The 25,192-nt window shown below is 44.9% G+C and carries 25 protein-coding genes, 2 tRNA genes and 1 pseudogene; 26 read left to right on the top strand and 2 right to left on the bottom strand.

Features of this window, described 5'->3' with window-relative positions; all coding sequences use genetic code 11:
* The 21 genes and pseudogenes from HMPREF2917_RS11540 to rsmA all read left to right on the top strand — a co-directional run.
* Nucleotides 1-744: pseudogene (locus HMPREF2917_RS11540) on the top strand (accessory Sec-dependent LPXTG-anchored adhesin); the annotation flags it as partial.
* A 187-nt stretch (nucleotides 745-931) separates the two neighbouring features.
* Nucleotides 932-1,936, top strand: coding sequence for a sugar transferase (locus HMPREF2917_RS08455; RefSeq protein WP_070590209.1), 1,005 nt, complete (start codon nucleotides 932-934; stop codon nucleotides 1,934-1,936).
* A gap of 221 nt (nucleotides 1,937-2,157) precedes the next feature.
* The gene (secY2, locus tag HMPREF2917_RS08450; protein ID WP_045759956.1) at nucleotides 2,158-3,375 is read left to right on the top strand and encodes an accessory Sec system protein translocase subunit SecY2; all 1,218 of its coding nucleotides are present in this window, start codon (nucleotides 2,158-2,160) and stop codon (nucleotides 3,373-3,375) included.
* A gap of 8 nt (nucleotides 3,376-3,383) precedes the next feature.
* Nucleotides 3,384-4,973: an accessory Sec system protein Asp1 gene (gene asp1, locus HMPREF2917_RS08445; protein WP_070590207.1), complete on the top strand. Its 1,590-nt coding sequence runs from the start codon at nucleotides 3,384-3,386 to the stop codon at nucleotides 4,971-4,973.
* Nucleotides 4,966-6,510 (top strand): accessory Sec system protein Asp2, encoded by a 1,545-nt coding sequence (gene asp2, locus HMPREF2917_RS08440; protein ID WP_070590204.1) that lies wholly within the window; start codon nucleotides 4,966-4,968, stop codon nucleotides 6,508-6,510. Before asp1 ends, asp2 begins: the two co-directional genes overlap by 8 nt.
* The gene (asp3, locus tag HMPREF2917_RS08435; RefSeq protein ID WP_049491737.1) at nucleotides 6,507-6,977 is read left to right on the top strand and encodes an accessory Sec system protein Asp3; all 471 of its coding nucleotides are present in this window, start codon (nucleotides 6,507-6,509) and stop codon (nucleotides 6,975-6,977) included. The genes asp2 and asp3 overlap by 4 nt, the downstream gene beginning before the upstream one ends.
* A 25-nt stretch (nucleotides 6,978-7,002) precedes the next feature.
* Entirely contained in the window at nucleotides 7,003-9,387 is a 2,385-nt protein-coding gene (gene secA2, locus HMPREF2917_RS08430) for an accessory Sec system translocase SecA2 (protein ID WP_083307683.1), read from the top strand.
* Between the two features lie 11 nt (nucleotides 9,388-9,398).
* Complete coding sequence (gene gtfA, locus HMPREF2917_RS08425; protein WP_070590199.1) at nucleotides 9,399-10,913, top strand: accessory Sec system glycosyltransferase GtfA; 1,515 nt, start codon at nucleotides 9,399-9,401, stop codon at nucleotides 10,911-10,913.
* Nucleotides 10,897-12,252: an accessory Sec system glycosylation chaperone GtfB gene (gene gtfB, locus HMPREF2917_RS08420; protein WP_070590196.1), complete on the top strand. Its 1,356-nt coding sequence runs from the start codon at nucleotides 10,897-10,899 to the stop codon at nucleotides 12,250-12,252. The genes gtfA and gtfB overlap by 17 nt, the downstream gene beginning before the upstream one ends.
* Nucleotides 12,245-12,436 (top strand): accessory Sec system protein Asp4, encoded by a 192-nt coding sequence (asp4, locus tag HMPREF2917_RS08415; protein ID WP_083307682.1) that lies wholly within the window; start codon nucleotides 12,245-12,247, stop codon nucleotides 12,434-12,436. Before gtfB ends, asp4 begins: the two co-directional genes overlap by 8 nt.
* A 1-nt stretch (nucleotide 12,437) precedes the next feature.
* The gene (locus HMPREF2917_RS08410; protein WP_070590193.1) at nucleotides 12,438-12,662 is read left to right on the top strand and encodes an accessory Sec system protein Asp5; all 225 of its coding nucleotides are present in this window, start codon (nucleotides 12,438-12,440) and stop codon (nucleotides 12,660-12,662) included.
* A gap of 365 nt (nucleotides 12,663-13,027) precedes the next feature.
* Nucleotides 13,028-13,921 carry a TDT family transporter gene (locus HMPREF2917_RS08405; protein ID WP_070590190.1) on the top strand — a complete coding sequence of 298 codons (894 nt, stop codon included), beginning with the start codon at nucleotides 13,028-13,030 and terminating at the stop codon, nucleotides 13,919-13,921.
* A gap of 85 nt (nucleotides 13,922-14,006) precedes the next feature.
* Entirely contained in the window at nucleotides 14,007-14,684 is a 678-nt protein-coding gene (locus HMPREF2917_RS08400; protein ID WP_031573875.1) for a CPBP family intramembrane glutamic endopeptidase, read from the top strand.
* A 78-nt stretch (nucleotides 14,685-14,762) separates the two neighbouring features.
* The gene (gene rnpA / locus HMPREF2917_RS08395; RefSeq protein ID WP_049506558.1) at nucleotides 14,763-15,104 is read left to right on the top strand and encodes a ribonuclease P protein component; all 342 of its coding nucleotides are present in this window, start codon (nucleotides 14,763-14,765) and stop codon (nucleotides 15,102-15,104) included.
* Between the two features lies 1 nt (nucleotide 15,105).
* A complete protein-coding gene (locus HMPREF2917_RS08390; protein ID WP_003015944.1) occupies nucleotides 15,106-15,921 on the top strand; it encodes a YidC/Oxa1 family membrane protein insertase in 816 nt (271 codons plus the stop codon).
* 15 nt (nucleotides 15,922-15,936) lie between these two features.
* Nucleotides 15,937-16,884 carry an RNA-binding cell elongation regulator Jag/EloR gene (gene jag, locus HMPREF2917_RS08385; RefSeq protein WP_070590187.1) on the top strand — a complete coding sequence of 316 codons (948 nt, stop codon included), beginning with the start codon at nucleotides 15,937-15,939 and terminating at the stop codon, nucleotides 16,882-16,884.
* A 78-nt stretch (nucleotides 16,885-16,962) separates the two neighbouring features.
* A complete protein-coding gene (locus HMPREF2917_RS08380) occupies nucleotides 16,963-17,592 on the top strand; it encodes a ribonuclease P (protein WP_070590185.1) in 630 nt (209 codons plus the stop codon).
* Nucleotides 17,593-17,739: 147 nt separating this feature from the next.
* On the top strand, nucleotides 17,740-17,874 hold the full coding sequence (rpmH, locus tag HMPREF2917_RS08375; protein ID WP_003003086.1) for a 50S ribosomal protein L34: 135 nt from the start codon (nucleotides 17,740-17,742) through the stop codon (nucleotides 17,872-17,874).
* 125 nt (nucleotides 17,875-17,999) lie between these two features.
* Nucleotides 18,000-18,770 carry a TatD family hydrolase gene (locus HMPREF2917_RS08370; protein ID WP_070590182.1) on the top strand — a complete coding sequence of 257 codons (771 nt, stop codon included), beginning with the start codon at nucleotides 18,000-18,002 and terminating at the stop codon, nucleotides 18,768-18,770.
* Entirely contained in the window at nucleotides 18,742-19,326 is a 585-nt protein-coding gene (gene rnmV / locus HMPREF2917_RS08365) for a ribonuclease M5 (RefSeq protein ID WP_003008897.1), read from the top strand. The genes HMPREF2917_RS08370 and rnmV overlap by 29 nt, the downstream gene beginning before the upstream one ends.
* A 52-nt stretch (nucleotides 19,327-19,378) precedes the next feature.
* Entirely contained in the window at nucleotides 19,379-20,254 is an 876-nt protein-coding gene (gene rsmA, locus HMPREF2917_RS08360) for a 16S rRNA (adenine(1518)-N(6)/adenine(1519)-N(6))-dimethyltransferase RsmA (protein WP_070590179.1), read from the top strand.
* 43 nt (nucleotides 20,255-20,297) lie between these two features.
* Here rsmA and HMPREF2917_RS08355 read toward each other — a convergent pair.
* Nucleotides 20,298-20,387: transfer RNA gene (locus HMPREF2917_RS08355), tRNA-Ser, on the bottom strand.
* A 4-nt stretch (nucleotides 20,388-20,391) separates the two neighbouring features.
* Nucleotides 20,392-20,473, bottom strand: a tRNA-Leu gene (locus HMPREF2917_RS08350).
* Nucleotides 20,474-20,721: 248 nt separating this feature from the next.
* On the opposite strand from HMPREF2917_RS08350, the gene rsgA reads away from it, so the two are divergent.
* The 5 genes from rsgA to HMPREF2917_RS08325 are packed head-to-tail and all read left to right on the top strand — an operon-like array spanning nucleotide 20,722 to nucleotide 25,082.
* Nucleotides 20,722-21,600: a ribosome small subunit-dependent GTPase A gene (gene rsgA, locus HMPREF2917_RS08345; RefSeq protein ID WP_070590178.1), complete on the top strand. Its 879-nt coding sequence runs from the start codon at nucleotides 20,722-20,724 to the stop codon at nucleotides 21,598-21,600.
* A 14-nt stretch (nucleotides 21,601-21,614) separates the two neighbouring features.
* Entirely contained in the window at nucleotides 21,615-22,274 is a 660-nt protein-coding gene (gene rpe / locus HMPREF2917_RS08340; RefSeq protein WP_070590174.1) for a ribulose-phosphate 3-epimerase, read from the top strand.
* Nucleotides 22,267-22,899, top strand: a complete 633-nt coding sequence (locus tag HMPREF2917_RS08335; protein ID WP_070590171.1) for a thiamine diphosphokinase — start codon at nucleotides 22,267-22,269, stop codon at nucleotides 22,897-22,899. The genes rpe and HMPREF2917_RS08335 overlap by 8 nt, the downstream gene beginning before the upstream one ends.
* Nucleotide 22,900: 1 nt before the next feature.
* On the top strand, nucleotides 22,901-24,151 hold the full coding sequence (locus HMPREF2917_RS08330; protein ID WP_070590168.1) for a DNA recombination protein RmuC: 1,251 nt from the start codon (nucleotides 22,901-22,903) through the stop codon (nucleotides 24,149-24,151).
* Nucleotides 24,138-25,082: a 3'-5' exoribonuclease YhaM family protein gene (locus HMPREF2917_RS08325; RefSeq protein ID WP_070590166.1), complete on the top strand. Its 945-nt coding sequence runs from the start codon at nucleotides 24,138-24,140 to the stop codon at nucleotides 25,080-25,082. The genes HMPREF2917_RS08330 and HMPREF2917_RS08325 overlap by 14 nt, the downstream gene beginning before the upstream one ends.
* The last annotated feature ends 110 nt before the right edge of the window (nucleotides 25,083-25,192 follow it).

Below are 25,192 nucleotides of genomic sequence, written 5' to 3'. Positions count from 1 at the left end.
GAGTCATTGGTTCAGGAATCTGTATCTGCCAGCCAGTCAGACTCGCTGATTCAAGCATCCGTTTCAGCAAGTCAATCTGATTCTTTGATCCAAGCTTTGGTTTCTGCCAGTCGATCGGATTCGTTGGTTCAGTCATCGGTATCTGCTAGTCAATCTGAATCGCTGGTACAAGCGTCCGTTTCGGCTAGCCAATCAGAGTCATTGGTTCAGGAATCTGTATCTGCCAGTCAATCCGAGTCGCAGGTTCAAGCTTCAGTATCTGCTAGCCAATCGGATTCGTTGGTTCAAGCATCTGTATTGACCAGCCAATCAGAATCGCTGGTTCAGGCCTCGGTATCTGCCAGCCAGTTCGATTCGCTAGTTCAAGCTTCTGTCTTAACAAGCGAATCTGCTTCAACGTCCATGCCAGTATCTGAATTTCCTTTGACGAGTGTTTCAGATTCTATAAGCGCATCATCGACAGAGAGTCAATCCTTATCGCAGGAAATTTCTGAATGGATCAGTGTGTCTTATGCGTCAAGTTTCTCTGCTGTGACAAGTTCTTCGGAGTCTGTCGTGTCTTCGTTTGGCACCTCTTACTCAGAATCTCCATCAGATGCAAGCTCACTAACTGCGACGCACTCTTCCGGACCTGCTCTTCCAGAGACAGTTGCCCATCCTTCATCTAATATTCTTGCTACAGGAGCTTCCATTCTTCTGTCTGGATTAGCCCTTTTAGGAATTCGGAAAAAAGATGGCAAATAAAACCTTAAAAGACCGGAATGAACCGGTCTTTTATTGATCTAGAATGTCTAAGAAGTTGGGAAATATGTTATAATGAATGAGGAAGTTTTCGTTGAGGGATATGAAAAAGGTTACTTTGTGAAAAGCTCTGTTTGCCTTCATATCTTCAGAAAATATGGGATTAAAAAAGAAGAGTCAGAGGAAAGAGATGAAAATTCATTTTACAAATTTATTTGGGCAATCTTCGAAAAGTGTTGCCCTGATGGCACAAAACGATATCATGAATGTCGTTCGTGAACTTGGGGTTAATGAATTAGGGATCTACTTTTATGATCATAGCAACGAACCAGCTAGCGAATTGAATTCGCGGATGGATGGGATTTTAGCAGGCGTTGCTTTTGGGGATATTGTCTTCGTTCAATCTCCTTCTTGGAATGGAATTGAGTGGGACCGCCGTTTGGTTGATAAGTTAAAACTCCTTCAAACCAAGTTGGTCATGTTTATCCACGATGTCCCACCGCTTATGTTTGAGAGTAATTATTACCTGATGCCCAACTATATCGACATGTACAATCAGAGTGATCTGGTCGTTGTTCCATCAGAGCAAATGTACCATCGTCTAGTATCAGAAGGGCTTACAGTTAAAAAATATGTGGTACAAAAGTTGTGGGATTTGACCCACAGTTTGGATCTCTATACCCCGCAATTTGAGAAAAAACTGATCTTCTCAGGAAATCCTTCGCGTTTCCCTCATATCATCGACTGGAAATATGATACACCCCTTCATGTCTATACCGAACCAGTTGAAGGAGTTGATTATTCCAAGGTCCATATTGAAGGCTGGCGAACCAAGCAAGAGTTGCTTTTGGAGCTTTCTAAGGGTGGTTTTGGGCTGGTCTGGGGAAATTCAGAGAACCCCGAGGATGAGCGAGATTACTACAAAGAAAATATTTCCTACAAATTATCGACTTACTTATCCGCAGGTCTTCCGGTAGTCGTGCCAGACTATTTGTCAAATGCAGACTATATTCGAGAAAAAGGGCTTGGCTTTGTAGCATCCAGTCTTGAAGAAGCCAATCGTTTGGTTCAAGACTGCACAGAGGAAACGTATGCCCAAATGGTCCAAAAAGCTCACTATACTTCTTATTTGGTCCGCAATGGCTATTTTACAAAGAAATTATTCGTCGATACCATCATGGTCTTGGGTGAATAACATTCAATAAACAATCCTTTAGATAAACATCTGAAGGATTTTTTGTTGAATACGGTACCAAATGGGGAATTTGAAATATTATCAAATATTAGTGACAAATGAGTTTGGAAAAGTCGCAAATTATGGTAAAATAAGTTGAGATAAAATGCTCTAAAGGCACATATTTAAAGGCTGTTTCCCTGGTGAAAGAGTCAAAATGAGTAAGAGAAAGTTTAAAAGAAATGTTAAAACGATCTGAAGTAGGAAAGAGATTTTGTTGGACGATATTTTTCGTCTTTATTTATGTTTTGGGAAGTAAAATTTCCCTGCCTTTTGTTGACTTATCAAAGGCCTTGAGACTCAATGAGGGAACGACAACGGGCTTGCAGCTCTCAAGCGCTGTGATGGGGGGAAACCTTCGCGGAATGTCGATCTTTTCGATCGGTCTATCCCCATGGATGTCTTCCATGATTTTGTGGCGGATGTTTACCGTTTCAAAACGCTTTAACCTCGAAAAAACTAGCACGGAGATAGTGGAGCGGCGAAAGATGTACGTGACCTTGGCGCTCGCTATTGTCCAGTCTTTGGCAGTGGCCATGTATCTCCCCTTGAAGACAGGGTTGAACCCTGGACTTGTCATTGCGGTCAATACCATGATTATGGTGGCCGGAGCCTTCTTTTTAGTTTGGCTCTCCGATCTAAATGCCGCTTTGGGGCTTGGAAGTTCTGTTGTGATCATGATGGCTGGGATGGTTATGTATCTGCCAGAAGACGTGATGCAGACCCTTTCAAATGTCAATAATATCCCAGAAATCGCTTATGTTCTGGGCGTGATTTTCATCTTGATTTTTGTCTATGTGGCAGTCTTGGTGGAATATTCTAAGTACCAGATTCCTGTCAATAAATTAGGGATCCACAACAACTTGAAAAGTTATACTTTTTTGGATATCAAGCTTAACCCGGCAGGAGGGATGCCCTTCATGTACGCCATGACCTTGGTGTCCATTCCTCAGTATGCTATGCTCTTGATCTTGTCAATGGATTCCAATGCCAAGTGGGCTGCTCGTTTAGCCAAACACTTGGTGATGGGAGATCCGATTTGGATTCTTCTTTACATTCTGATGATCGCCCTTCTCTCTTTTGCTTTTGCCTTTGTCAATGTGAATGGAGAAGAAATTGCAGATAAGATGATGAAGGCTTCCGAGTATATCGATCATGTCTATCCTGGAGCAGATACACGTCGCTATATCAATAAAATTGTGCTACGCTTGACGGTTTTTGGGACTTTGTATCTGATCCTCTTCACGGCGCTTCCTTTTTCTCTCTTGTTATGGGATAAGGATCTTTTGCGCTTGACCATGATTCCAGGAACCTTCCTCATGTTTGTCGGGATGATTTACAATATCCGAGAAGAAATTCGTGCCCTTCGTGTGAATCAACGTTATACAAGAATATTCTAGGAGTAACCATGTATTATTTTGTACCAGCCTGGTATGGAACGGACCGCATCTGGCAGCAAACCGCTACCCCTTGGTACTGGATGCGAGAGTCCATTGAATTTGACGATACCATTAATCAAGTTCGTATTTTTCAAGAAGCAGAAATGGATCGGATCTTATTGCTGCCTCAATATAGTCCACAACTGCGCTATTTTTTGCACCGCCAAGATTTGTTAGAGACAGATGTGCTTTCGATTTTTGATAAGATCCAACAGGTTCCGTCTGATTTGGCTATGCGCCCAGTTCAGCTTCAGGACATCGAATGGCCGAGTGAGACCACTTTTTCCTATACTCCCTTTTTGGTGATGGCATTTCGAAAGGGCCACCACCTAGCAAAAATTGATATGGGAGTGGATGGAAACCTTCTCTCTTTGACCCGTTATAAGAATGACGAGATCAGCTACATCGAGTACTTAGATGATCGTGGCTTTATCTCTAGTAGAATCTACTACAATGAGGGAAAACCCTATTTCCAAGAGTATCTGAGTTTTGATGGGCAATGGGTTTTGAGAGAGATGTTGATCGAAGAGAACCACTCCGTCATGGTCAATGAAGCTTTCTTTCCTGCCTTCAAAAAAGAAAGCTATGCCAATATGGGAGAAGTTGTAGCTGAAAAGATGAAGGAACAGTTGGCAGCCTTGGTACCAGGACGAGATCAGTTGGTCTTAGCTGCTCATCCAGCAAATTTGGCTTTTTTACAGGATACAGCAAGTAGCGTCAAGAAAGTCTTGTCCTTCTATGGGGATCGCCAGCCCTTATCTGCTGAAAACTTTGCCCTCTATTTTGATATGATTGATGCCCAGCTCTTGATTACAGATAGTGAAAAAACCAAAGAAGCGATTGGGGTCTTTTCTCCTAGCTTGGCTCAAAAGACACACCGGATTACCTCTTTTGACTCCCGCCTTCGTTTGGGATCTAGTCAGGAGCGCAAGGAATCGAAGATTTACTTTTATGTCAATGAAGCCGAGCTTCCAAGTAAGAGCCAGCTCAAGAAGGTTCTGGAGGTCTTGGCGCAACATCCTTTATTTGAAGTTGTTTTTGCATTTTACAATGGATCACCGGAGCGTGTTAAGGAATTAGAAGGGCAACTCGAGGAATTGATCGCTAGCGAGCAGGACTTGCATCTGGTTCAATCACCAGCCCAAATGGAAGGGCTTGGGGAAAACCAGATCATCGATGAAGAGTCTGTACAAGACGCACCGGACTATCGCTTTGTAGTTAAGAATTTTTCAAATGAAAATGACATTATTCAAGAGTTGGAAAAAACACGCTTGATCGTAGATTTAAGCGAGGAACCCAACCTCTATACGCAGATTGCAGGGATCTCTGCTGGGATTCCTCAAGTCAACCGCGTCCAGACAGAATATGTCGATCATTTGAAAAATGGTTATGTCTTATCAAAGGGAGACAAGGAATTAGAGAAGGCGATTACTCACTTTTTATTGGAATTGAAGCCTTGGAACGAAGCCTTGGTCTACTCGATCGAAAAAATTCAAGAATACACCGGTCAACGCTTGATCGAGAAATGGGAAGGATGGATGAAAGAACGTCATGGATAAAAAATTACAAATACCCCATATTCTCCAAATCGGCTCAAGCAGTTGGCGAGATCAGGTGGAGCTTCCTGCTGGACTAGGCTGGCACTTTTTTCAAGCTGCCGCTCTTCCATCGCTCAAAGAGTATATGGAAGAAGAGGAAATCTCCAAATTCAAAGCCTTGATTCTAGAAAAGCCAGAAGATTTACTAGCTCTAGGAGAAGACCTGGCTTATTTCCAGCCTTATACCGTTTTTTATGATCAAAGCTATGAACTAGAGGCGCCTTCTGACGAATTGGCCCACCTCTTAAGGCTCAAGCAAGCAAGGTCCTGGGATTTCTCAAACAAGCATCAATTTCTCTATGTCTTAGAGCGCTTTTTATACGACAATCAATATGGAGATGCCTTTACGGTTCGTGACCTGCGAGTGAGACCGGATTTTGCTGGCCAGCAAACGGTGCTGGGGCAACATTTTCTGAAGTTAGATGGATCTTACGGTGAAGAGTTTACACCGATTGCTCAGTGGGTCTACAACTACGTGTATGATGCTAGTCGTCCCATCAATTTTTGGTTGGAATATGAAAAAGATCCAAGCTGTCAGCTGCAATTGCGGATTCAATTTTACCGCTTTGGTGCTCTGGGAGAGTGGGTCAAAGATGCAGTCTTTTCAGAAGAAGAGATGGCACAACCACTAGAATTGGATGGAGCAGAACCTTATTACCTAGCCTTTTCGCTGGAAGCAAAAGGAGAAGGGACGCTTACGATCGGAGCCTTGCATAAGCGCTTGTCACATGGTCCTTTAGGAGAGATGACCGTAGGAGCTAAGACGCTACGGGACCACAAACGCCAAGAAATTTTTGCTTATTTCCATCCTGGCGATATGAAGCCGCCTTTAAACATTTATTTCTCTGGGTATCGCCCGGCCGAAGGTTTTGAAGGGTTTGGGATGTTGCGTGCGATGGGGAGTCCCTTTATTCTCTTTTCTGACCCAAGACTGGAAGGTGGATCCTTCTATATGGGCTCAGAAGAATTGGAAAATCAAGTCACTGCCTTTATTGATCAGCACTTGGACTTGCTCGGCTTTGAGCCAAAAGATATGAATTTCTCAGGCTTGTCCATGGGGACCTTTGGTGCCCTTTACTATGGTGCCCTTTATTCTCCTCATGCGATCTTGGTCGGAAAACCCATTGTCAACCTGGGGGATGTCGCTGCCAATCTGAAATTTAAACGTCCAGATGAGTTTGGAACATCCCTAGATATGATGCAGTTGATCATTGGTCAAGTGTCGCAAGAAGGGATCGGTCAGCTGAATCAACGTTTCTGGGACCGGTTTAACCAGGCAGATTTCAAGGATACGATTTTAGCCCTTGCCTATATGAGGGATGATGACTATGACCAGCAGGCTTATCCAGATATTTTAGAGGCCTTGTATGAATTGCCGGTTCGTATTATCAGCACTAGCCGTGCCGGTCGACACAATGATGCGAGTGGTCCGATCATTGAGTGGTTTGTGACCCAGTACAAAGAAATCATGGAAAGAGACTTTGGAAGAAACCAATGATAAAAATAAAAGAAAATGAAAGCAGACGAATCTACTGGGGCGATACTGTTCTAGCAGATTATCTTTGGGGGTCGACCATTCAGGCGACTGCCCAAGGAAGCGTTCAGTTTCAGAACCCCCTCATGCCATCTGGTCAAGTGCTGAAAACTTGGCATTCGCAGACAAATTTTGGCGCAACTCGTCAAATTCCGAGTCTGCCCCTGCTCAAAAGAGAGCAAGATTATGAACTGGTTATCACGATGGAAGCGACTCCCGCTCATACCGTTATGGTAGAAATCATCTTTAAAGATCGCTTTGGAGAGGTCGTTGGCCGTCGAGTAACCGCAGAAGGTCGCTTGCCGTTTACCTATCCAGATCAAGCATACGCCTATGAAGTACGCTTGCTCAGTGCAGGTTTGCAAGAGTTTACCTTCCACTATTTCACGATTCAACCAATATCGTCTGAGGGAGCAGAAGTTCTCGAATAGACGAACATCACTGCAAAAAAAGAGGATTACATTGGATTACGTTAAATTAAGAAACATCAAAAAAATCTTAAAAGAAGTCAATAGCTGGAAGGATGACATGGCCCGCTTGACGGATCGACAACTACAGGAGAAGACTGTGGAATTTCGGGAACGTCTAGCTAAGGGTGAGACCTTGGATGATCTCTTGCCGGAAGCATTTGCGGTTGCGCGGGAAGCTGATAAACGGGTCTTGGGCATGTTTCCTTATGACGTGCAAGTCATGGGAGGAATTGTCCTCCACCAAGGCAATGTCGCTGAAATGAATACCGGTGAAGGAAAGACCTTGACGGCAACTATGCCGGTTTATCTCAATGCCTTAGAGGGCAAAGGGGTCATGGTTATTACGACCAATACCTATCTGGCAACTCGGGATGCAGAAGAGATGGGACAGGTCTACCACTTTTTGGGCTTGACTGTTGGAGTTCCCTTGAAACAATCAGAAGACGAAGAATTAGATCCAGAAGTCAAACGGGAGATTTACCGGTCAGATGTCATTTATACGACTAATACTAGTCTGGGCTTTGACTATTTAACAGAGAACTTGACGGCTTCTGCAGATGGCCAGTTTTTAGCAGACTTCAATTACGCCATTGTCGATGAGATTGATTCGGTGCTTCTAGATAGTGCCCAGACTCCCTTGATTATTTCTGGTTCTCCTCGGGTTCAGTCCAACCTTTATGGGATTATTGATACCCTGATCCAAACCTTCAAAGAAGGGGAAGACTTCAAGTTTGATGAAGAAAAGAAACGAGTTTGGTTGACTCGAAAAGGAGCTCATGCAGCAGAAGCCTTTCTAGCCATTCCCAACCTCTATGATCCCCAATACCGTGACTTGGTCCGCCATATCAGCCTAGCCCTGCAGGCCAATAAAAACTTTATTAAGGATAAGGATTATGTCATTCATCCCAATGTTGAAGGGCAACCGGAGATTGTCTTACTAGACCAGGCGACGGGTCGCTTGATGGAAATGACCCGCTTGCAAGGAGGACTCCACCAGGCGATTGAAGCCAAAGAGGGTCTCAAGCTGACCCAAGAAACACGGGCCATGGCTTCTATTACTTACCAAAACCTCTTTAAGATGTTTCGGAAGTTGGGAGGCATGACCGGGACTGGGAAGGTCGCTGAGGCAGAGTTTCTTGATACCTATGCTATGTCAGTGATCAAGATCCCAACCAATCGCAAGAAGATCCGCAAAGATTTGCCGGATGAAATCTATCAGACCTTGCCGGAGAAAATCGTGGCTTCTCTGGATTATGTGAAGAAGGTCCATGAAAAGGGTAATCCGATTCTGGTCTTTGCCGGATCGGTTGAAATGTCGATTCTTTATTCGAATCTTCTTTTGCGGGAAGGGATCCCTCACAATCTTCTCAATGCTAACAATGCTCCTCGAGAGGCCCAGATCATTAAGGAATCAGGTCGAAAAGGAGCCGTGACGGTTGCGACCTCAATGGCCGGTCGGGGAACTGATATCAAGTTGGGACCAGGAGTCGCTGAGTTAGGTGGCTTGGTGGTTGTTGGGACTGAGCGGATGATGAACCAGCGGATTGACCTTCAAATTCGTGGACGTTCAGGTCGTCAAGGAGATCCCGGTTTGACCAAGTTCTTCGTCTCTTTGGAAGACGATTTGATGAAAAACTGGGGGCCAGACTGGATCCAGGATACCTATCAAGACTATGATGTGGATGAGCGGATTGGTTCAGCCAAAGCTCTGACCAAGCGCAAGTATAGAAACTTGGTGGAACGGGCCCAAAATGCTAGTGAAAGTTCTGGTCAGGCCAGTCGTCGGATGACGTTAGAATTTGCGGAAAGCATGAACATTCAGCGTGCCATCGTCTACGAAGAGCGCGACCGCTTGATCAAACAAGAAGGACGCTTGGATGATATCGTTGAAAAAGTGCTTCGTTCCGTCTTTTCAAGTGTAGCCCATAAAAAAGAATACAAGGAACCGGTAGCTTTTTATCGCTATATGTTAGACAATGTTAGTTACCAAGTGGATCCGGAAAAGGCCCACCAAACCTTCCGTAGCAAGAAAACCAAAGAGAATTTCTTATGGGAGATTGCTAAAAGCGAGTTGGAAGCTAAGTATGAGATCTTAGGCACCGATGAAGTGATCGCCCAATTCCAGCGCATGGCCATCCTAAAAGCTATCGATGAAAACTGGGTCGAGCAGGTAGACTATCTGCAACAATTGCGCATGGCGCTCTCTGGTCAGTACACCAGTCAGAAAAACCCTTTGGTAGAATTTTTCCAAGAAGCCTACCAATCCTTTGAACGAATGAAAGAGGCGGCCAAAGAACAAATGGTCCGCAATCTCTTACTGAGTCGAGTAGAAATCAATAAAAAAGGGGAAATTGTCTTGCATTTCCCATAAAAGAGGACATTATGACAGTATACAATATCAACCTTGGAATCGGTTGGGCCAGCAGTGGTGTTGAGTATGCCCAGGCCTACCGTGCCCAGTTGTTACGCAATATCCATCAACCAGCCAAGTTTGTTTTTATGGATATGATCTTAGCCGATAATATCCAGCATTTAACAGAAAATATCGGTTTTAAAAATGATGAAATCATCTGGCTCTATAGCCATTTTACAGATATAAAAATTGCGCCAACGACCTATACCATTGATCAGGTCTTAGCAGGTTTTGCCGGAAAACCGACTCGGGAAGAAGTCGACGGCAAGATCAAGCGCTTCTTTTATGAGGACCAGGACAATTTTTTGACCTGCTACCTGCGCGAAGAAAACAGTCCTTATGTCGAACGCTGCGAGTACGTGTCTAGAGGGATTTTGGTGAGAAAGGATTATTTCTCCTATACCCGCTATTGTACAGAGTATTTCATTCCTAAGAACAACCAAGCCAACTTGATTGAGCGCCGCTTTTACAATGAAGACGGGACGGTTGCCTACAGCATGCAGATGGCGGATGGCCGCGAAATCTATCGTTTCCCAGATCGCTATCTAGTTGGTCGCCAAGAATTGATCCGCTACTTCATGCAAACCCTTCAATTGACCAAACAAGATCTGGTGATTTTGGATCGGGAAACCAATATCGGTCAGCCTATCTTTGAAGAAGCGCAAAAAGCCCGCCTGGGTGTGGTCGTCCATGCAGAGCACTTCAGTGCCAATAATGTTGACGATCAGTATATCCTGTGGAACAACTACTACGAGTACCAATTTACCAATGCTGACAAGGTGGACTTCTTTATTGTTGCGACCGACCGTCAAAAAGAAATCTTAGCCGAGCAGTTTGCCAAATACACCAACCATCAGCCAGCCATCTATACCATTCCAGTTGGGAGTCTTGCAAGCTTGCCACAAAACGAAAATCGCACCCCATTTTCTATGATTACTGCCTCTCGTTTGGCGACAGAAAAGCATATTGACTGGTTAGTGCGAGCAGTGGTTCGCGCCAAAAAAGAATTGCCAGAACTGTCTTTTGATATCTATGGAAAAGGTGGAGAAGAAGGCAAGCTGCGTTCTCTGATTGATGAATTGGGGGCGGCAGACTATATCCATCTCAAAGGGCATGCCAATCTAGAGAAAATTTATAAGAATTATGAGGTTTACCTGTCAGCGTCGACTAGTGAAGGCTTTGGGTTGACCTTGATGGAAGCGATTGGTTCTGGACTTCCGATTATCGGTTTTGACGTTCCTTATGGCAACCAGACCTTTGTCACAGAAGGGGAAAATGGCTATCTCATTCCGCCTTCAGCAGATCAAGTGGTCGACCAGATCGCTGCTGCCTATGCGGAAAAAATGATCCAGCTATACAAAAAAGATGATCTAGCCAGCATGCGTCAAGCATCTTATGCGCGTGCAGAAGACTTTTTGACCAGCCGAGTAGAAGAAGCTTGGGCACAATTGATAGAAGAGGTGACACATGCTGAACGTATTTGATAGTTATTCTCGTGAAAGCCAAGACTTGCTCCACTCCATGAAAGAGTCTGGTTTTGACCACCCGACCGTTGTTTTGGAGCCAAACGGTTTCTTACCAGACGGTGTCGAGTCTCCCTTTATCTATTTCTTAGGACAACCAAAAGGAGAGAAGCGCGGACGCTACTTTAATGAAGTTCCAGTGCCTGATTTCTGGGAAGTTTCTGGGGATAACAGTTCGGGAAAAGTGACCTACTATGGTCAGGAAAAGGCTCGGATTGTTTACCATGCTGCTTCCTATAAACGCATCGTCGAGCGCTTAGAGTGGTTAGATGATAAGGGGCAAGTGGTCATGGTTGAGCACTATGACCAATACGGTCGTAAGATTGCTGTAACGACTTGTGGTGATCAAGGTCAGCATTTGGTGACTACTTATTTTGAAGGGGATATCGAGCGCTTGACAGAGAATCACCAAACAGGGGATTTGATCTTGACCTTGGACCATCAACCCATGCGGATTTTCAAGAATCGCTTAGATTACTTTGTCTTTTATCTAGAGTATCGTGGTTTTGATCTAGATGGTTTGGTCTACAATACGCTGGCTACCTCCTTTAGCATTAGTCTCCAGCTCGGCAATAAAGGCATCAAAGGACGCGATGTCTTGGTGTGGCAGGAGCCGCTTCACGATAGCCTTCCGGGCAATATGCAGTTGATTCTAAAGAGCCCAGAAATTCGGACCAAGAAGATCTTGATTCCGCAAAACGCGACCTATCATCGTGCTTTGCAGTTGACTTCGCAAGACCAGCATAGCTATTTCGGTCCTCTTGGCTACCTGTATGATTTCAAGGTGAAAGACGATATCCGTAAAGACGCCTTTGTCTTGACCAATTCGGATCAGATCGAAGCCTTGACCTACCTAGTAGAGAACTTGCCGAATGTGACCTTCCGTGTAGCAGCTTTGACGGAGATGTCTGCGAGCCTCTTGTCTATGGTTCGCTATCCAAATGTAGTCTTGTACCAAAATATCAGTCAAGAGCGGATCAAAGAGTTGCTTAAGGTCTCTAGTATTTATCTGGATATCAACCACTATGCAGAGGTGCAAGGCATTGTTCGCAAGGCCTTCGAACACCAGCAAGTCATCCTTGCCTTTAGCCATACCCTGCATGACCGCCACTTCCTCGCACAAGCCAATATCTTTGACCAAGGAAAAGAAGCGGATATGGTGGCCCGTATCCAGGAAATCTACCAATCTGTGGATAGCTACAGAGAAGCAGTCGCGCAACAAATTGCCCAATCAAGTAGTGTCGAGCCAGCTGTTTTCACAGCTCGCTTACAAGAAGGGATCGGTGGACAAGGTGAGTGATCGTAAGAAAGATTTATTTTACAAAGAAGTAGAAGGACGGATGGAGTCTCTCAAACGCCGTCCTGCCGAAAAAGAAAAGACGACGCGTTCCGAAAAGATCAATGTCACTTTTAATGTGATCATTGGTTTGGTGATTCTGCTGGGAGTTATTTTTACCCTCTTGAGAGTATTAGGAGGATCCTAAGATGGAAATGGTATTTGCAATCTTCATCTCGATTTTATCCCTAGCTCTGGTGGTTCTGATCACCCTGCAACCTCGCCAGCAACAATCGCTCTCAACAGATGCAACCAGTAACTTAGGGAAGCCAAGCTATTGGCGTTCCCACCGCGGGCTCAAGCTAGCAACCCTTGCCGTTAGTATCGTCTTTCTCCTATCCTTGTTTCTTTATATGATGGTCGTACAGGCCTAGTGTCTAATAGAATGGATAAAAAGAAGTTGGTATTCTCCAACTTCTTTTAGAATGTAATCCATCTGTTTCTTACATAATGCAACCTAAATGATACTTAAAAAATTAAAGAGATATCTACAATTTGAAGAGGCTGGGACAAAAGTCCTAGCCTCTCAATTATTTTTGGATTGTAGAGCAAGACGCAGTGGTTGAGTGGGCTCTAATACGCTGATTTCATCAGCTTATACAGCCCTACTCAACTGTGCGGAGGTGGGACGACGAAATCGAATTCTAACGTATTACCGATTTCTGTCCCACTCTCTTTTTTATCCTGCTTCCTACTCTTTTATGGTATACTGAAAGCGACAACATGATTGGAGCTCCCGATGAAAAAGATCCCCTTAGTATTTTCAGGCTGTCTGTTAGGATTGGTTGGCGCTGGCAACCTTCTTGCAGACTCGCTACCCTTCCTTGCCCACGCCTTTAGTCTGACAGGTTTGTTCTTCTGGTTTTTCTTTGTCGTTTATCATGCGATTCGCTGGCAAGAAACCAAGATAGAACTCCAACAACCAGCCCTTTTATCTGGGATGGCGACTTTTCCCATGGCAGGGATGATTCTATCCACCTATCTTTTGCGCCTCTTTCCCGCCTTTGGAGGTCTATCACAGTTGGTCTGGTGGTCTGCCTTTCTCTTGGATCTGGGCTTAATTCTCTATTTTACCAAGACCCATGTCCTAGCGCGACCAAGAGCCAATGCCACTCCCAGTTGGACCGTTCTCTATGTAGGCATTGCAGTAGCAGCTTTGACCTATCCAGTTGTAGGAATCAGAGAGATTGCTTATCTCGCTTTAGTGATTGGTTTTGGTTTGACCTTTCTTCTTTATCCCCTTATCTATCATGATTTGAAGCAGTCCCCTTTACCCAGTCATCTGTTGGGCCAAGAAGGCATCTATTGTGCTCCCTTTTCTCTTCTTTTAGCAGCCCTGGTTCGTGTGGGTGGAGCAAGCCTGCCCACCTGGTTCTTACTGATCATGGTGGTGGCCTCGCAAGGTTTTTATTTCTTTGTTTTGACGCGCCTACCGAAAATGATCAAAGAAGGTTTTCAACCTGCTTTTTCAGCCCTGACCTTTCCAACAGTCATCACAGCGACCTCTTTGAAAATGGCCCAAGGCTTGTTGCAACTACCTTTCTTGACAACTCTCGTATGGCTGGAAACTCTGCTTTGTCTCTTGATTTTAGTCGCTGTCTTAGCTGGTTATGTGGCCAATCTCAGAGAGTAGGAAGGCATCCTTTTTCATTGAAACCTTGTCACGATTATGGTAAGATGCACTATACGATTTGTCATACTCTATAGGAAAGGTATCTATGAAATTCATCAAAGGAAAGCTCTCGCTGCTGTATCCCCTCTTTCTGCTCTTGTTTTATTTTTATGTTCGGCCTCAATTTCGCCCTTTGGCCCAGTATGTCTCCAATAGTGTAGCAAGCGCTAATAGCTATTATTGGACCTTATTTGGCCTAGAAGGCCTCTATGCAGTCTTTACAGGATTTTTGGTCTATCGTTTTTCTAAAAAAGCGCAGTTTAAGCTGGGGAAGAACCCTCTTCAAGCTCTGATAGAAGCCGTTTTTGCGGCCTGTTTGGTTTACTGGTTGGACTACTTCATCAGTGGTTTTGTTCAAGGACGGGCAGCCGTTTTGAGTCTCTTTCCACGGGAAATTAGTCCCACAGGGGTGCTAATCTTAGTGATCGCAATGGTCGTCATCCGGCCAGTGACAGAAGAGCTGATTTTTCGTGGAGCCTTGGTGAATGCCTACTTCAAAGGCTGGAAACTCTATGCAGAGATTTGGCTTCCAGCCCTCATCTACAGTGGCCTGCATTTTCTCCACAATCCTTTTTCGTTGGGAGCTTCTATCATCTATCTCCTGCCGAGTGTGATTTTTGGGATCCTGTATTATCGGAGTAAGACGCTCCTTTCACCTATTTTGGCTCATATCTTGCTCAATCTCTACTACACCTTGCCTTTACTTTTATCTGTATTTAAGTAGTAACCGATTTCCTGAGTGAGATTGGTTTTTTTTGAAAATATGGTATAATAGAATAAATTTAAAAGAGGGAGTTGAGGTTTGAAAAAAAGCTACCGCGTCAAACGTGACAAAGATTTTAATGCTATTTTTAAAAGTGGTCAAAATGTTGCCAATCGGAAATTCGTTGTTTACCGCTTGCACAAGGACCAACCGCATTTTCGAGTCGGCCTGTCTGTTAGTAAGAAACTGGGAAATGCTGTGACCAGAAATCGCATCAAACGTTTGATTCGCCATGTTTTGATCAAACACCAAGCCTTCCTTACGACCGATGATTTTGTTGTCATTGCTCGTAAAGGAGTGGAGGAGCTCGACTTTCATCAAGTAGAGAAAAATCTTGTACATGTCTTAAAATTAGCGCATGTCTACCAAGAAAGGGAATAATGTGAAAAAGAAACTGAAGTTAACTGGATTATTAGGAGCGGCCTTATTGGTCTTGACAGCTTGTGGAACCTCTCAAGTGACAGCTCAGTCGACAGGTGGTTGGGAACGCTTCGTCTACTTCTTTGCAGAAGCCATCCGCTTCTTGTCCTTTGGCGGAAGTATCGGTGTAGGGATTATCGTCTTTACCATTGTCATCCGGACGGTCCTCTTGCCTCTCTTCCAATATCAAATGAATTCAACCCGCAAAATGCAGGAAATTCAACCCCTCCTCAAGGAATTGCAAGCTAAGTATCCTGGGAAGGATCTTGATAGTCGGACCAAGCTTTCCGAAGAGATGCGGGCCCTTTACAAGGAAAAAGGTGTCAAAACGTCTTCAGCCTTCCTTCCTCTCTTAATCCAGATGCCGGTCTTGATGGCCTTGTTCCAAGCGCTGAGCCGTGTCGAATTCCTTAAAGTCGGTCACTTCCTCTGGTTGGACCTTGGCGCGATCGACCCGACTTATATCTTGCCGGTTCTTGCAGCACTCTTCACATTTTTCAGCAGTTGGTTGACCAATAAAGCCATGCCAGAGCGCAATGGTAGTGCGACAACCATGATGTATGTGATGCCTGTGATGATCTTCTTCTTTGCCTTGTTCTCAGCCAGCGGGGTCGCACTATACTGGGTGACTTCCAATGCTTACCAAGTCGGGCAAACCTATCTCTTGAACAACCCCTTCAAGATTATCGCAGAGCGTGAAGCAAAAGAGCAAGCTTCACGCGACATGGAAAAACAAAAACGCCGTGCCCTAAACAAAGCACAGAAAAAGAAAAAATAAGAAAGAGGTGGACATATGGTCCTATATACTGGAGCAACTGTTGAAGAAGCGATTCAAAAAGGTCTGAACGATTTAGATATTCCTCGTATGAAGGCACATATTACGGTTGTAGCGCGTGAAAAGAAAGGTTTTCTTGGCTTGTTTGGGAAAAAACCAGCCCAAGTAGAGATTGAGCCCATTGCAGAAACAACTGTTGTGAAAGCTAATCAAAAAGCTGTCAAAGGTGTCCCAGATGAGATCAATGCGCAAAACGAACCGGTGAAGACGGTGAGCGAAGCAACGGTCGATCTCGGACGCGTCGTAGCAGCGATCAAAAAGGTCGAAGAAGAAGGAGAAGTTGTCTCTGAAGAAATCAAGACAGAAATCCTGAAACATGACAAAGAAGCAGATACCGTTCTTGAAGAAAAAGGGCATGAACATATCCTTGAAAAAGTTAAAGAACCAGCGGCAAAAGAATCAAGCGAGTCTGATTTCTCAAACCTTGGTATCGAGGTAGAGGAAAACTACAATATCGAAGAAGTTGTAGCGGATGTGACAGCCTATGTTCAAACAGTGGTCGATGAAATGGATGTGGATGCGACTATCTCAAGCAGTCACAACCGCCGTACGGTCAATATGCAAATTGATACCAATGAGCCAGGACGTGTCATTGGTTACCACGGAAAAGTCTTGAAGGCTCTTCAACTTTTGGCGCAAAATTACCTCTATAACCGCTACTCAAAGAATTTTTACATTACCATTAATGTTAATGACTATGTAGAACACCGGGCAGAAGTTCTTCAAAGCTATGCTCAGAAGTTGGCAATACGTGCCCTCGAAGATGGGCAAGCCCAACAGACAGATCCGATGTCAAACAGTGAACGCAAAATCATTCACCGGATCGTCTCTAAGATGGAAGGAGTCACTAGCTACTCTGAAGGGGAAGAACCAAACCGTTACGTGGTAGTAGACATCGAAGGATAATCTAGCTATTATTTCTCATAAGGGAGAGACGGGATTGAGCCGATCTCTCCCTTTTTGTTATGATTAGAAAGGAAGCAGATGACATTTGCAGCGATTCGAGAGTTTTTAAAGCTTCAAGGAATTCACTACCAGGCCCCAGCAAAGGCAGGCGTGCTAGCCTCAGAGATGGAGCAGTATCGTGCCCTAGCTCAAGCGGCTCGTAAGGAATTTACCGATTTAGTCTCAGCCTTTCAGAAGCGTCACCCCTATTTGGAGCAAGATCGGACCAGTCAATGGATGAATCAGGCCCAGGTCTTGCGGCCTCATTTTTGGGCCTATCTAAAAGGAGAAGGGACGATGGCAGAGCCCATGTTTGCCCTGAGGCTCTATGGAGATGCAGTTGATTTTGGAGTTTCCTTAGAGGTGAGCTTTATCGAACGAAAAAAAGACGAGCAGAGCCTTCAAAAACAACACAAGGTTCTCACCCTTCCTATCTCTCAGCCAGTTTATTATTTCGCCCAGAAAAATGGAGAGAGTCAAAGGGTAGAGGGAACAGAAAAGAATCGTCATGATCTGTTGCAAGCAGTAGCAGAAGGGGCGGTTCGTAAGGTCCTTGTCAAATACGATGTTTCTCTAGTCGAGGAGGGTTCTCTTGAGGATATCCTGGATCAGTTGCAAGAGGCGCTGGTGGCTCTGGAACCCTATTACTTGGCAACCCGTCAGGTGTAGAAAGGTGTTCTCCGACCTGTATTTGCAACAATTTTGCCATAGCTATTGACAAATAGAGTCGAATCCGATAGAATAGTAAAGTATGTTTAGTAACTGATCACAACTAGCCGGCTAAACGAATACAAAATCTATGAGGAGGTATTCATCGTGAAACGTACTTATCAACCAAGTAAACTTCGTCGTGCGCGCAAACATGGTTTCCGTCATCGTATGGCAACTAAAAATGGTCGTCGCGTATTGGCAGCTCGTCGTCGTAAAGGACGCAAAGTTTTGGCTGCCTAATTCAGATAAAAACCTAAAAACCAGTAGAAACTCGAGACTACTGGTTTTTGTTTTGTCCGAAAGTGAATTTAGAGGCGCTTTCTGCTATAATAGAAAGAAGAAAAACTCGGAAGAAAAGGAAGATCATGCAGATTTTTGATACCCACACCCATCTCAATGTGGAAGAATTCGCAGGAAAAGAACAAGAAGAGCTCGACTTGGCCAAGGAAATGGGTGTTGTAGCCCACAATATCGTTGGTTTTGACAAACCGACGATTGAGCGAGGAATAGCCTTGGCAGACCAGCACCCAGAACTCTATCTCACGCTTGGTTGGCACCCCACTGAGGCAGGTGATTATAGTCCTGAAGTGGAGGTCTATTTACTTGAACAGCTAAAACATCCTAAAGTTGTCGCACTCGGAGAAATCGGTCTGGATTACCACTGGATGACGGCACCGAAAGACGTCCAAGAAAAGGTTTTTCGTCGTCAGATTCAATTGTCTAAAGACTTGGACCTCCCCTTTGTGGTGCACACACGCGATGCTTTAGAAGCTACTTATGCCATCATCAAGAGTGAAGGAGTAGGGCCTCGCGGTGGGATCATGCATTCTTTCTCAGGAAGTTTAGAAGAAGCGAAACGCTTCATGGATCTGGGGATGATGATTTCCTTTTCTGGAGTGGTGACCTTTAAGAAAGCCACAGATGTCCAAGAAGCGGCAGCTGGCCTTCCGTTAGACAAGATCTTGGTTGAAACAGACGCCCCTTATCTGGCGCCAGTTCCCAAACGTGGTCGGGAAAATAAAACAGCCTACACTCGTTATGTGGTAGATTTTATTGCAGGACTACGTGGCTTAACAACAGAAGAAGTAGCTCAGGCAACCTATGACAATGCAAGAAAGGTATTTGGCCTTGACTGAGAAAAGAAAAATACCAGAAGTGATTGTCGTGGAGGGCAAGGACGACACAGCTAATCTCCGTCGTTTTTATGAGGTGGATACCTATGAAACGCGAGGCTCTGCGATTGATCAAGATGACTTGGAACGAATTGCTACCTTGCAAGAGTTGCGTGGGGTCATTGTCTTTACCGATCCAGACTACAATGGCGAGCGAATTCGCAAGATCATTATGCAAGAGGTGCCCCAGGCCAAACATGCCTTTTTAAATCGTGGTGAAGCAGTCCCAAAATCCAAGACCAAGGGGCGTTCTCTTGGAGTGGAGCATGCCAGTTTTGAAGACTTAGAAAAAGCCCTAGCTGGACTGGTCGGGTCTTACGAAGATGAAAATTTCTTTGATATCACAAAGACTGACTTGATGCGGCTTGGACTGTTGATGGGAAGCGATAGTCGCAAACGACGGGAATATCTAGGAGAAGCCTTGCGCATCGGCTACTGCAATGGCAAGCAATTGATCAAACGCTTGGAGTTGTTTGGAATTTGTTTGGCCCAAGTCGAAGAGGCGATGGCCAGTTATTAAGACGGAAGTAGAGGGGATCCTTTACCCCTAAACTGATTAGAAAAGAGAAAAAATGAAAATTGCAGATTATAGCGTGACCAAGGCAGTGCTGGAGCGTCACGGTTTTACCTTTAAAAAATCCTTCGGTCAGAACTTCTTGACCGATACCAACATCCTTCAAAAAATTGTGGATACGGCTGAGATTGATAAGCAAGTCAATGTCATCGAAATCGGTCCCGGAATTGGAGCTTTGACTGAGTTCTTGGCGGAAAATGCGGCAGAAGTCATGGCCTTTGAGATCGATGACCGCTTGGTTCCCATTTTGGCGGATACCTTGCGTGATTTTGACAATGTCACGGTTGTCAACCAAGACATCCTCAAGGTAGATCTCAACCAGTATATCGCAGAGTTTAAAAACCCAGACCTTCCGATTAAGGTGGTGGCTAACCTTCCTTACTACATTACGACTCCCATCCTCATGCACTTGATCGAATCCAAGATTCCTTTCCAAGAATTTGTGGTCATGATGCAAAAAGAGGTAGCAGACCGCATCTCGGCTGAGCCCAACACCAAGGCTTATGGTTCTTTATCCATTGCAGTCCAATACTATATGACTGCTAAGGTAGCCTTTATCGTACCCCGCACCGTCTTTGTGCCAGCACCAAACGTCGACTCTGCCATTTTGAAGATGGTCCGTCGCGAAGAGCCAGCAGTAGCAGTCAAGGATGAAGATTTCTTCTTCTCTGTCAGCAAGGCCAGCTTTGTCCACCGCCGCAAAACACTTTGGAACAACTTGACTAGTCGCTTTGGCAAGACCGAAGAAATCAAAGCCAAACTGGAAGCAGGAATCCAAGCTGCAGGCCTGCAACCTTCTGTACGAGGAGAAGCTCTTAGCCTAGAAGACTTCGCCCGTCTAGCAGATGGCCTTCTAGAAGCAGGAATAAAATAACAGAAAAGCCATAGGTTATAACCTATGGCTTATTTGTATCGTAAGGAAAGGACGGGATTTGAACCCGCGCGTGAATAAAAATCCACTTGCCGGATTTCGAGTCCGGTGCCGTACCGAGCTGGGCCACCTTTCCAAGATGCGGAGAAAGGGATTTGAACCCTCACGCCCGAAGGGCACATGCGCCTGAAGCATGCGTGTCTGCCGTTCCACCACCTCCGCATAGTTCTATTATACACTTTTTAGGAAAAATGCCAAGGAAAAAAAGGAAGGTGCCCTTTCCCGAATTCTGCTAAAAGACAAGTCATAACGGATACTCCGTCTTCTGTTTCTATCCATTTAAAAAACGAACCTATTCGTTTCTAAAAGTGTCCGGAGAGGTTCACTTTTCGTTTTTTCTTATTGAGCAATCCAGCCTTATTTCTCATTTTTTGGTATAATAGATAGTATTAATCTCAAAGGAGTGCGATTTGCAAGGAACAATCGTCAAGGCCTTGGCTGGCTTCTACTACGTGGAGTCAGACGGTCACATTTACCAGACACGGGCTCGTGGAAATTTTAGAAAAAAAGGACAGACTCCTTATGTGGGGGATCAGGTGGAGTTTTCTGCTGAAGAGAATTCAGAAGGCTACATTTTGAGCATTGCGCCTCGAAAAAATAGCCTCGTGCGTCCTCCTATTGTCAATATTGATCAGGCAGTAGTGATCATGTCAGCGAAGGAGCCTGATTTCAATGCCAATCTTTTAGACCGTTTTCTGGTTCTTTTGGAGCACAAGGGGATTCATCCCATTGTCTATATTTCAAAACTGGACTTGTTAGAAGATATGGAAGACATCCACTACTACCAAGGAATCTACCAGGCTATTGGCTATGATTTTGTCTTGTCGATTGAGGAACTCTTGCCTCTTTTGACCAATCAAACCACGGTCTTTATGGGACAGACCGGTGTAGGAAAATCGACCTTGCTCAATAAAATCGCTCCGGATCTGGAACTTGAAACGGGTGAGATTTCAGATAGTCTGGGGCGCGGTCGACACACGACCCGAGCTGTCAGCTTTTACCATTTAAATGGAGGAAAGATCGCGGACACGCCGGGCTTCTCCTCCCTCGATTATGAAGTGACGACCAGTGAAGACTTAAATCAAGCCTTTCCAGAGATCGCCGATGTGAGCCACTCTTGTAAATTTCGTACCTGTACCCACACGCATGAGCCCGCTTGTGCGGTGAAACCAGCCGTTGAAAGAGAGGAAATTGCATCTTTCCGTTATGAGGATTACTTGCAATTTCTAAGTGAGATTGAAAACCGTCGCGAAACCTATAAAAAAGTTTCGAAAAAAATGCCAAAATAGGAGACACTACAACGATGAAAACAATGAAATTAGCCCCCTCAATTTTGAGTGCCGATTATGCCAATTTTGAAAGTGAATTGAAACGCTTAGAAGCCGCAGGAGCTGACTATGCCCATATCGATGTCATGGATGGCCATTTTGTGCCTAATATCAGCTTTGGAGCGGGTGTCGTAGAGAGCATGCGTCCGCATAGCAAGTTGGTCTTTGATTGCCACTTGATGGTCACCAATCCCGAACACCATATCGAAGAATTTGCCCGTGCAGGTGCTGACATCATCAGCATCCATGTGGAAGCTACTCCCCATATTCACGGAGCCCTTCAAAAAATTCGTCAAGCGGGTGTGAAGGCGAGTGTCGTGATCAACCCAGGGACTCCTGTAGACAGTATCAAACATGTCTTGAATTTGGTGGATCAAGTCTTGGTCATGACCGTTAATCCAGGATTCGGTGGTCAAGCCTTCTTGCCTGAAACCATGGACAAGGTGCGCGAATTAGCCGCTCTTCGTGAAGAAAAAAGCTTAGACTTTGATATCGAAGTGGATGGTGGAATTGATGGCCAAACTATTTCCCAAGCCAAAGAAGCTGGGGCCAATGTCTTTGTAGCAGGCTCTTATGTCTTTAATGGGGAGGTAAATGAGCGCGTTCAAACACTCCGAGATGCTGTAAATGGATAACATCGCAATACTGGCAGGAGGGGACAGCACGCTTTTGCCAAGAGATCATGACGTTTATGTAGGCGTTGATGGTGGCTGTTTGAAGTTACTGGAACAAGGTCTGCCTTTAGATATAGCTGTGGGAGATTTCGATTCCGTCTCTGAGACCGATTTGCGCAAGATCCGAACCCAAGCCAAGCAAGTTGTTCAATCCGTCCCGGAAAAGAACGATACGGATTTGGAATTGGCCTTGAAAGCAGCCTTTGAGGCCTATCCAGATGCTGCTGTCACCGTTTATGGTGCCTTTGGCGGTCGCTTGGATCACTTTTTGTCCAATATCTTTTTGCCGACCGATCCAGACCTAGCTCCCTACATGGAGCAGATCCAATTAGTCGACGGTCAAAATCGCTTGATCTACAGACCAGCTGGTTGCCATGAGATTCAGCCAGATCCTGCCATGTCCTATGTTGGTTTTATGCCTGTCGGACAAGGCCACTTAGAGATCACAGGGGCCAAGTATCCGCTCCATCAGGAGAATTATTTTTTGAAGGCCATGTATGGCTCCAATGAATTTTTGGATCAACCGATTCAAGTGAGTCTTGATCGTGGCTATCTTGTCATTGTTTATAGTAAAGACAGAGGTTAATATGAATATCATTCTGCTTCTGATTGGCCTACTCAATCTGAGCCTCCTCATCTATTTCTTGCAACGGTCAGACGACACAAGACCGGCTTTACGAGAGATGCTGGAAGACCATGAGGATCATTTGACAGACCAGTTGGACTATCGTTTTGAAAAAGAAAGACAAGCAAGCCAGATTGCCAATCAGCAGTTAGAGATCGCTCTGACAGATCGCTTGACCGAGATGCGAGTGGAGATCCACCAGCAGACGACGGCTCTGCGCGCTGAGATGAATGAGCACTTTACTAAAAATCGGGACAAAACAGATGAGCGCATGCGCCAGATCCAAGAGTCCAATGAAGTGCGGCTAGAACAGATGCGTCAAACGGTAGAAGAAAAATTGGAGAAAACCTTGCAGCACCGCTTGCAGACCTCCTTTGAGACGGTTTCAAAACAATTGGAGTCGGTCAACAAAGGGCTGGGAGAAATGCAGACGGTGGCGCGGGATGTCGGAACTCTTAATAAAGTTCTCTCCAATACTAAGACGCGTGGGATTATGGGCGAATTGCAGCTGGGCCAAATTATTGAAGATATCTTGACCCCAGCCCAGTATGAGCGGGAGTTTGTCACCGTTCCCCAATCCAGTGAGCGCGTAGAGTATGCCATTAAGCTTCCGGGGCAAAGAGAGGATCCAGTCTATCTGCCGATTGACTCTAAATTCCCACTGGAAGACTACTATCGTCTGGAAGAAGCTTATGAATCAGGAGAGAAAGAGGAGATCGAGCGTTACCGCAAGGCCCTTCTTGCTAGTATCAAGCGTTTTGCTAAGGATATCCAACAAAAATACCTCTTTCCACCAGCGACAACGAATTTCGGAATTCTCTTTCTGCCAACTGAAGGCCTCTATTCCGAAGTGGTTCGCAATCCAGAATTCTTCGATCGCTTGCGTCGAGACGAACAAATTTTAGTGGCTGGGCCAAGTACCTTATCAGCCCTCTTGAACTCCTTGTCTGTTGGCTTTAAAACGCTCAACATCCAAAAGAGTGCAGATGACATAAGCAAGGTGTTGGGATCGGTCAAATCAGAATTCCATAAGTTTGGAGGGATTCTGGCCAAGACTCAGCGCCATTTAAAGAATGCTTCCAATAATATTGATGATTTGCTAACCAGACGGACTAGTGCCATCGAGCGGACACTCCGCCAAATCGAAAGCGATGAGGACCTGCTGGGACTAGATGTATATATAGAAGATGGAGAAGATGATGGTCAAAATTAACCAAATGAAAAAAGATGAATTGTTCGAAGGATTCTATTTGATCAAGTCAGCAGAAGTGCGTCAAACGCGGGCCGGGAAAAACTACCTCGCCTTTGTATTCCAGGATGAGACCGGTACAATCGAAGGCAAACTATGGGACGCTCAACCCCACAATATAGAGAGCTTTACAGCTGGGCGCGTGGTCCATATGTCTGGACGTCGAGAAGTTTACAATAATACCCCGCAAGTCAATCAATTGAACATGCGTTTGCCACAAGCAGGAGAGCCCAACAATCCAGCAGACTTTAAGGAAAAACCACCAGTAGATCCCAAGGAATTGCACGAATACCTGTCAAACATGATTTTCAAAATTGAAAATCCAGTCTGGCAACGGATTGTCCGTGCCCTCTATGGGAAATATGAGAAAGAGTTTTATAGCTATCCAGCTGCTAAGACCAACCACCATGCCTTTGAAGCAGGCCTTGCTTATCATACGGCAACCATGGTCCGCTTGGCAGATAGTATCGGCGATATCTATCCTCAGTTGAATAAAAGTTTGCTCTTTGCAGGGATTATGTTACACGATTTGGCCAAAGTGATCGAGTTGACGGGACCTGAAAATACAGAATACACTGTTCGGGGCAACCTCATCGGCCACATTGCACTGATCGATGAAGAAATCACCAAGGTCTTGCAAGACTTGAAGATTGATGATCAAAAAGAAGAAGTGATCGTCCTTCGCCATGTGATCTTGAGTCACCATGGCTTGCTCGAATACGGTAGTCCTGTTCGTCCAAAAATCATGGAAGCAGAGATTATTCATATGATCGATAATTTGGATGCGGAAATGATGATGATGACAACAGCACTTGGCTTAATTGGTCCTGGCGAAATGACCAATAAAATCTTTGCTATGGAAAATCGTTCCTTCTATAAACCGAATCTCGACTAGTAAAAACAGGGATAAATACGGGAATGATTCTGCCAAAAATAAAATAATCAGGAAAAAACGGCCTTCTGTAAATCAGAATGTTCGTTTTTTTCGCTTCTTATGGTATAATG

This window comes from Streptococcus sp. HMSC061E03, from assembly GCF_001813505.1.
Classification (GTDB): Bacteria; Bacillota; Bacilli; order Lactobacillales; family Streptococcaceae; genus Streptococcus.
The sequence above is the reverse complement of the archived record's forward strand: the minus strand, read 5'-3'. Positions and strand labels throughout refer to the sequence as shown.